The organism is Erwinia sp. (assembly GCF_031978025.1).
Taxonomy (GTDB): Bacteria; Pseudomonadota; Gammaproteobacteria; order Enterobacterales; family Enterobacteriaceae; genus Erwinia.
This window is the reverse complement of the sequence record NZ_DALZCD010000045.1, coordinates 1-7,197: the sequence shown is the minus strand read 5'-3', so window position 1 is coordinate 7,197 and position 7,197 is coordinate 1. Positions and strand designations below refer to the sequence as shown.

Genomic DNA, 7,197 nt, shown 5'->3' with positions numbered 1-7,197 from the left:
AGCCGGAACACCCGCCCGCCGGGCTGGAAAAAGCGAAAACGGAAAGCGTGCCGTATAGGGTCGGTGCTGAATGCGCCTGGCTATTAATAAAGCCATTCAGGCGAAGCTTCGCTGTTTTCATTATGAAGTTAACCCTTTTATAGCAAGAGTTATGGAGCAGAAGATGACTAAAATGTTTCCAACAAAGGATTTAGGTGATGTCTCGGTCACGGCCGTAAGCGATGGTTGAACAAGCAGACTTTTCCATTTGTCGGATGCAAATCGGGTGCAAAAGGGAAGCGGATACGCTTAAGGCAAGGTTTTTTATAGGTACAGGCTGTTTCGTCCCGCTCACTGATGCGATAAATTCGGGGAGAAAGAGGCGTGTGGCAAAAAGCAAAAAGCCCGCTTAAGTTTCCTTAAGCGGGCTTCTTAAATATGGCTCCTCTGACTGGACTCGAACCAGTGACATACGGATTAACAGTCCGCCGTTCTACCGACTGAACTACAGAGGAATCGGTTTCGATGGGGCGCATAGTAGCGAGGGCTGAGCGGCGTGTCAACAGGAAAAAAGTTCAGGCCTTTCAACTGGCTATCTTTAAAACAATAGGGACAGTTACTGTACGGTGTCCGCACCGTTGCGCAACAGCGGATCCTGACGATAGAAGCCGCAAAAAAGGCGGTAAAGGGTTGGAAAGCGTTCATTCAGCAGTTCAGGCGCGCTGAAAAAATATTCAGACAGGACGGCAAAGCATTCTGCCGGATCGCTGGCCGCATAAGCATCTATCGTCGCGGCGTTTTCGCCTACCAGGTCGATTTCTTCTGTGATGCTGGCCATGGCTTCGGTCAGCGCCTGCTCCCATGCCGCCACGTTCCGCAGTGGCATAGCCGGTACGCCATTAGCGTTATCACTGCCTCGGCTATCCAGCTTGTGGGCAACTTCATGAATAATCAGGTTATAACCGGAAAGGTCGAACGAATCCTGCACGTCCAGCCAGTTAAGCACTACCGGGCCCTGTTGCCAGCTCTGGCCCGACTGTACCATGCTCTCGCGGTGCACCAGGCCAAACTCATCCTGCCATTCGTCGTCAACGATAAAAGGCGCAGGATAGAGCAACACCTCATGAAAACCATCCAGCCAGTCATAGCCCAGGTTGAGTACCGGCAGGCAGAACAGCAGAGCCAGCCGGGTAGACTTCAGATCGTCCAGCGCAAAATCCTGCAGCGCCACCAGCCGTTTTTGTTGCAGGAAGCGCGTGGCCAGCTGGATAAGCTTTTGCTGCTCGGCATCATTCAGTGCGCCAAGCAGGGGGATAGCTAACGCCTGCTGCCAGGGCAGCGCGTCGAAGACGGCATCGTTGGATTTCCGGAACCATTTCATCATCAGTCAACCCAAAGCAGAGGAGACTTACCCTGCCGCAGCGGCTCGTTTTGCACAAGGTCCGGCGTGCAGGCCACATAAGAGGGCAGGGCAGCATGGAACAAACTGGCAAGCTTAAGCAAGCTTTTCAGTCGCATTCTGTGACGGCACGAAAAGGCGGGCCCGGTGGCCCGAGCCAGCCGGAACCGGAGGGCGCTTATAAACGCTCGAATTCAATCACCCAGACCCAGGGGTTCACTTCCCAACTGGTGCCGCCATACTGCAGTGCCCACTGCTTGCGGTAAGCATCCTTGGGTGAAATGACCTCGTTGTGCATAGTAAAAAAGTTATTCAAAAAATGAGAATCTGTCTGCACGCCTTCGGCCAGTACATCATCGTCGCTGATATCCTGAATTTTCTCTGCCCGAACGGCGGTGACGACCAAATCGATTCGGCTCGCCCAGCGCGGCATATGAATGCCGGCCTGCCAGCCAAAATGTTCATCTTCTTCCCCTGCGCTGGAAAACTCGCTGGTATCGGCCCGGTAGCGGCACCAGGCAGAAGACTTAAACAGGGCCGGATTACGTTCGTAGTTGGCCATCTCTTCTACGGGGACAACCGGGCCTCGCCAGGTCTCTCTTACCCACAGGCGATCGCCCGGTTGGCCGTAGGGACAGTGGTAGCTTAAGTTTTCCATGCCCATCACGCGGTTGCCCTGCAGGTGATTATTCAGGACATCAATCCCGTAGCACCCTTCATGATTATCCTGACCTGGGCCAAAAAGTTGTGACTTCATAATGCGTCGGGTCTGGCGCTGCTGGCCTGAGAGCAGTGCTCGCACCCGTTGATCGCTAAACAAAATCGGGCGTTCTTTCATGGTTTGACCCCTGTTTCTTATTAGTTAAGACCCGCTCACCGCCGTCAGGCGAAAAGGGATCCGGCATATGCTGTTAGCCTGTAGTGAAAAGTGTATACAAAAAGTTATGCAAACATTAGCTGTGCTTGTTTATTTTTGAACCTCTTCTTCGCTCTCGCTTTCTGTGTGCGACGGGTGGCGAAGATCGGGTTCTGGCGGCTAAACGCCGCTGCTTTATCCGGGCCATCATAAATTTGACATCTGCCGCCTTTACAATCCCTTACAGTGAGCATGAGAGGGTATTATCGGAGCTTTCCGACAATAGCTTTAGTAAAAAACGACGACCGGCCGGCATTGATTCTAACTTACTGTGCAACAAAATGCTGGTAAGTTATTGCAAAAACAACATTATAAGTGTTTATCATTTTGGTTAAAAACAAGCCATTCGTTTGCGCTGTGTCACCCTCGCTACGGGAAAATTGTTGTAGCGGGGTTAAGGCAAGGGTTATAAACATGATGTAGATCGCATTTTTATCGCTGGTGGCACCGCGGTGAAGTCAGCCGCTGACGCCTTTGCAAATTGATATTACAGGGAAAAAGCTATGACACTGACCCACTGGCAAACTCGCTTTGAAAGCTGGCTGTTTGAGAGCTGGCCACAGGATGACAAAGCGCATGACGTGGCGCATCTGCGACGCGTCTGGCTTACGGCACAGCGTATGATGAAAGGGATGCACGTGGATGAGCTGGTTGTGCTTACCGGCTGCTATTTTCACGATATTGTCAATTTGCCCAAAAACCATCCTGAACGTCATCTGGCTTCGGCAAAGGCGGCGGTCGAAACACGGCGCATATTAACGGAAGTCTTTCCGGATTTTCCTGCGGACAAGCGTGACGCGGTAGCGCATGTGGTACACGCCCACAGTTTTAGTGCAGGCGTGACAGCGGAAACGCTGGAGGCGAAAATCGTTCAGGACGCTGACCGCCTGGAATCACTGGGTGCAATCGGGCTGGCTCGGGTGTTTTACGTGTCCGGCGCGCTGGGACGCTCGCTATTCGACAGCGCCGACCCACTGGGTCGAGATCGCCCTCTGAACGATGCGGAATGGGCGCTCGATCATTTTCAGAAAAAGCTTCTTAAGTTGCCGCAAACCATGCAGACGGCGGAGGGACGGCGGCTTGCCGAACATAATGCGGATTTCCTGATTACCTATATGGCCAAGCTTTGCGCTGAACTGAAAGGGGAATTCTGCGAGCTGGATCCTGATGTCCTGCGGGAATTTGTCGAGGCGCGCGGGAAATATTAAATTTTTGTGACAGTATGGTTAAGGGGATCTTTTCAGGCTACCGTGTTGCTAACATTTACCAGGAGATTCAGGCATGACCGACGCTGTTAGCTTAACGTTAAAAATTGACCCGGCTTTGAAAGAGACGCTGAAAAATCTGGCACAGGAAAACCAGATTTCGCTCAGTCAGGAAGTCAGCCAGCGTTTGCAGCTCAGTCTGTCCACCCAACAGCATCCGGCGGTCGACAACCAGAGCGTGCTCGAAGAGGTTGCTCCTCAGCTAAACGCCAAAAGCGCGTCCGAAGAGGCTGATGCTCAGCTAAATGCCAGCGAGTTAAAACAGGTACGCGCCCTGCTTAAGAAATCGAAAAAGAAAAAGTAAAGCGCCGTCCCTGGCCGCCCGGTCAGGGACATATAATCACGGTTGTCGCTCGCCACCAGATCGCAAGGCTTCTTCATGCCGTATAGACAGGGGCTAAACTTCTTCGTCATCTCCGTAATAGAGTACGCCAAGCTTAATCAACGGCCGACCCTGGCTTTTGCGGTGCAGGTTGCTGTCGCGCAATGAATAAACGCAACCGCAATACTCCTGCTGATAGAAGCGTTCGCGCTTGCTGATGTCAATCATGCGTGCCGAGCCGCCTTTTTTCCGCCAGTTGTAATCCCAGTAGGCCAACCCCGGATAGGGCGCAGCAGCACGCTCGCCGCAGTCGTTAATTTGCTGCATATTTTTCCAGCGCGAAATGCCCAGGCAGCTGGTCATGACCGGAAAGCCATTTTCATGGGCATAAAGTGCAGTACGCTCAAAACGCATATCAAAACACATAGTACAGCGTGCGCCACGTTCCGGTTCCCATTCCATGCCTTTAGCCCGCTCAAACCAGTTGTCGGTATCGTAATCGGCATCAATAAAAGGGACACCATGCTTTTCGGCAAAGCGGATATTTTCCTCTTTACGCAGCAAATACTCTTTTTGCGGGTGAATATTGGGATTATAAAAAAAGATAGTGTAATCGATGCCCGCAGCCGCGATAGCTTCCATAACCTCGCCAGAGCAGGGCGCGCAGCAAGAGTGCAATAGCAGTTTGTTCGCGCCGTTCGGCAGGCTTAACGGCGGACGAGTTATATCGCTCATTATTTCAGCTCCATTTTTTTAAACACGGCAAGTTTAGGCGGATGATCGGCCAATGTCACGGATCCCGGCTCACAGTAAAAGCCGCCAGCCCCCTGGTTTTAGCCTGATGAAGTGGTAGACTGGCAGGCGTTTATTTCCGGCAACCGAGAGATTATGAGCGAGTTTGACACTATTGCAGAAGCCCAGTCTGGTCTGGAAGATCGCCAGCTGGCGGCACGCCTGCTGGCCGTTTACGATATCAAAACCCTTCTGGCGACGCTGCAGCAGGTTGGTCACGCTAAGTGGACGCGGGAAACCTTAAACTGCTGGCTGAACGGCACGGGAACGGTATTGAGCCAGGCGGAAGCGGCGGCGTTATCCGCTCTGTTGCCCGAGCCGCCCGCCCATCATCCGCATTACGCTTTTCGCTTTATCGATCTGTTTGCCGGTATCGGCGGCATTCGCAGCGGCTTTGAGGCGATTGGCGGGCAGTGCGTGTTTACCAGTGAATGGAATAAATACTCGGTCAGAACCTATAAGGCGAACTGGTACTGCGATCCCCAGGCGCACGTGTTTAATCAGGATATCCGCGACGTGACGTTAAGCGCCCGGCCGGTTAGCGAGCAGGAAGCCTATCAGCATATTGACCAGAACGTACCGGATCACGATGTGCTGCTGGCCGGTTTTCCCTGCCAGCCGTTCTCGCTGGCTGGCGTCTCGAAAAAAAATGCGCTGGGCCGCGCCCACGGTTTTGAATGCGAAGCGCAGGGCACGCTGTTTTTTGACGTGGCGCGCATTATTACCGCGAAAAAACCGGCGATCTTTGTGCTGGAAAACGTTAAAAATCTGAAGAGCCATGACAAAGGGAAAACCTTCCGCATCATTATGGCCACGCTGGACGAGCTGGGTTACGACGTGGCCGATGCGGATCTCAACGGTTCTGCCGATCCCAAAATTGTCGACGGCAAGCATTTTCTACCACAGCATCGCGAGCGTATCGTGCTGGTAGGGTTTCGGCGCGACTTGAATCTGCCCAAATTCACGCTTTCCGCGCTCGCCTCGCTCTATCCACAGCAAAGGATCCCGCTGCGCCAGCTGCTGGACAGCCAGGTCGAGGCTAAATATATCCTTACGCCGTCGCTGTGGAAGTACCTCTATAACTACGCGAAAAAGCATCAGGCAAAGGGCAACGGTTTTGGTTATGGGCTGGTGGACCCCGATAAAGAGCACGGCGTGGTGCGGACGCTTTCTGCGCGCTACTACAAAGACGGGTCGGAAATCCTGATCGATCGCGGCTGGGATCGGCAACAGGGCGAAGCAGATTTTGACCATCCGCAAAATCAGCAGCGTCGCCCGCGCCGCCTGACGCCAAGAGAGTGCGCCCGGTTAATGGGCTTCGAAGCACCTGGCGAAACGCGTTTCCGCATTCCGGTTTCAGACAGCCAGGCCTATCGCCAGTTTGGTAATTCAGTGGTGGTGCCGGCTTTTGCCGCGGTCGCCAGGCTGTTGCAGCCCTGGATAGCGCAGGCGGTAAAACAGCGTTCCCAAAAGTAGGCGGCGGCTCCGGGCGTCTATACTGAAGTCATCTCAAGGAGGACGCCATGGCCGATGTTCACACTTCCGAAATTCGCAGCAAAAACATGCGTGCTATCCGTACCCGCGATACGGCTATTGAAACCCGCCTGGCGGAACTGCTGGCGGAGCGGGGGTTCAGCTATCGCGTGCAGGATAAAACGCTGCCGGGCAAGCCGGATTTTGTGTTAGAAAACCCGCCAGCCATTGTTTTTGTTCATGGCTGCTTCTGGCATCATCACGACTGCCATCTCTTTAAAGTCCCCGCGACCCGCACCGAGTTCTGGATGAACAAAATTAACGGCAACGTGACGCGCGATAAGCGATTTATTCATGAGCTGAGCGCCAGCGGCTGGCGGGTGCTGGTAGTCTGGGAATGCGCGCTGCGCGGTAAACACAAACTGGCAGATGAGGCGATAAGTGCAAGGCTGGAAGAGTGGCTCTTTGCCGGGGAAGGCAACGCTGAAATTGACTGGCAGGGCATTCACCTGATGCGCGAACGCCCTGCACAGCGTCCTAGTCCGGGCGGCCCACCGATTTAATGACCGGCTTACCCGGGAACAAATATTTGCCCAGCGTCACCAGCACCACGGCGAACAGGATTATTGCCAACGCCAGCCACTCGCGTGGCGAAAGGCTTTCACCGGCAAAGCTGATGCCCAACAGTACGGCTACCACCGGGTTCACGTAGGCATAGCTGGTAGCGACGGCGGGACTGACGTTACGGATCAAAAACATATAGGCGTTAATAGCGATAATTGACCCGAACAGCGTCAGGTAGCCGAGGGCCAACAGGCCGGACAGGCCCGGCGCGGCGGCCAGCTTTTCGCCGCTAAGCTGACTGCCCAGCAGCAGGACGGCGCCTGCCGCCAGCATTTCTATCGCTCCCGCCATCATGCCGGAAGGTAATGTAATCCGTGACCCCCACACCGAGCCAAATGCCCAACTGACAGAGCCAATCAGAATAATTACCGCACCCCAGGGATTGCCGCCGAGATGGCCGCCGCTGTTTAGCAAAATAATACCGACC

8 protein-coding genes and 1 tRNA gene are annotated in these 7,197 nt (G+C 53.9%); 4 read left to right on the top strand and 5 right to left on the bottom strand.

Annotated elements, in window-relative coordinates:
- Nucleotides 1-418 precede the first annotated feature (418 nt).
- The 3 genes from RTK32_RS05595 to RTK32_RS05585 form a co-directional block, all read right to left on the bottom strand.
- Nucleotides 419-494 (bottom strand) — tRNA-Asn (locus tag RTK32_RS05595).
- Between the two features lie 101 nt (nt 495-595).
- On the bottom strand, nt 596-1,363 hold the full coding sequence (gene mtfA, locus RTK32_RS05590) for a DgsA anti-repressor MtfA (protein ID WP_312042497.1): 768 nt from the start codon (nt 1,361-1,363) through the stop codon (nt 596-598).
- Nucleotides 1,364-1,556: 193 nt separating this feature from the next.
- Nucleotides 1,557-2,216: a hypothetical protein gene (locus RTK32_RS05585; RefSeq protein WP_312042496.1), complete on the bottom strand. Its 660-nt coding sequence runs from the start codon at nt 2,214-2,216 to the stop codon at nt 1,557-1,559.
- Nucleotides 2,217-2,797: 581 nt separating this feature from the next.
- Between RTK32_RS05585 and RTK32_RS05580 the strand changes: the two genes are divergently transcribed.
- Nucleotides 2,798-3,502, top strand: a complete 705-nt coding sequence (locus RTK32_RS05580; protein ID WP_312042495.1) for a phosphohydrolase — start codon at nt 2,798-2,800, stop codon at nt 3,500-3,502.
- A gap of 73 nt (nt 3,503-3,575) precedes the next feature.
- A complete protein-coding gene (locus RTK32_RS05575) occupies nt 3,576-3,863 on the top strand; it encodes a hypothetical protein (protein ID WP_312042494.1) in 288 nt (95 codons plus the stop codon).
- A 93-nt stretch (nt 3,864-3,956) separates the two neighbouring features.
- On the opposite strand, the gene RTK32_RS05570 is transcribed toward RTK32_RS05575, so the two are convergent.
- Nucleotides 3,957-4,616 carry an epoxyqueuosine reductase QueH gene (locus RTK32_RS05570; protein WP_312042493.1) on the bottom strand — a complete coding sequence of 220 codons (660 nt, stop codon included), beginning with the start codon at nt 4,614-4,616 and terminating at the stop codon, nt 3,957-3,959.
- Nucleotides 4,617-4,769: 153 nt separating this feature from the next.
- On the opposite strand from RTK32_RS05570, the gene RTK32_RS05565 reads away from it, so the two are divergent.
- Nucleotides 4,770-6,149, top strand: coding sequence for a DNA cytosine methyltransferase (locus tag RTK32_RS05565; protein ID WP_312042492.1), 1,380 nt, complete (start codon nt 4,770-4,772; stop codon nt 6,147-6,149).
- Nucleotides 6,150-6,196: 47 nt separating this feature from the next.
- A complete protein-coding gene (locus tag RTK32_RS05560) occupies nt 6,197-6,709 on the top strand; it encodes a DNA mismatch endonuclease Vsr (protein WP_312042491.1) in 513 nt (170 codons plus the stop codon).
- Here RTK32_RS05560 and RTK32_RS05555 read toward each other — a convergent pair.
- The coding region (locus RTK32_RS05555; protein ID WP_312042490.1) for an EamA family transporter at nt 6,684-7,197 on the bottom strand (514 nt) is incomplete at its 5' end. The two genes, RTK32_RS05560 and RTK32_RS05555, sit on opposite strands and share 26 nt — an antisense overlap.

Excerpts from the sequence above, each read along its gene's own strand:
- RTK32_RS05580 (WP_312042495.1), top strand. The coding sequence starts at position 2,798 with ATGACACTGACCCACTGGCAAACTCGCTTTGAAAGCTGGCTGTTTGAG.
- RTK32_RS05575 (WP_312042494.1), top strand. The coding sequence starts at position 3,576 with ATGACCGACGCTGTTAGCTTAACGTTAAAAATTGACCCGGCTTTGAAA.
- mtfA (WP_312042497.1), bottom strand. The coding sequence starts at position 1,363 with ATGATGAAATGGTTCCGGAAATCCAACGATGCCGTCTTCGACGCGCTG.
- RTK32_RS05565 (WP_312042492.1), top strand. The coding sequence starts at position 4,770 with ATGAGCGAGTTTGACACTATTGCAGAAGCCCAGTCTGGTCTGGAAGAT.
- RTK32_RS05570 (WP_312042493.1), bottom strand. The coding sequence starts at position 4,616 with ATGAGCGATATAACTCGTCCGCCGTTAAGCCTGCCGAACGGCGCGAAC.
- RTK32_RS05560 (WP_312042491.1), top strand. The coding sequence starts at position 6,197 with ATGGCCGATGTTCACACTTCCGAAATTCGCAGCAAAAACATGCGTGCT.
- RTK32_RS05585 (WP_312042496.1), bottom strand. The coding sequence starts at position 2,216 with ATGAAAGAACGCCCGATTTTGTTTAGCGATCAACGGGTGCGAGCACTG.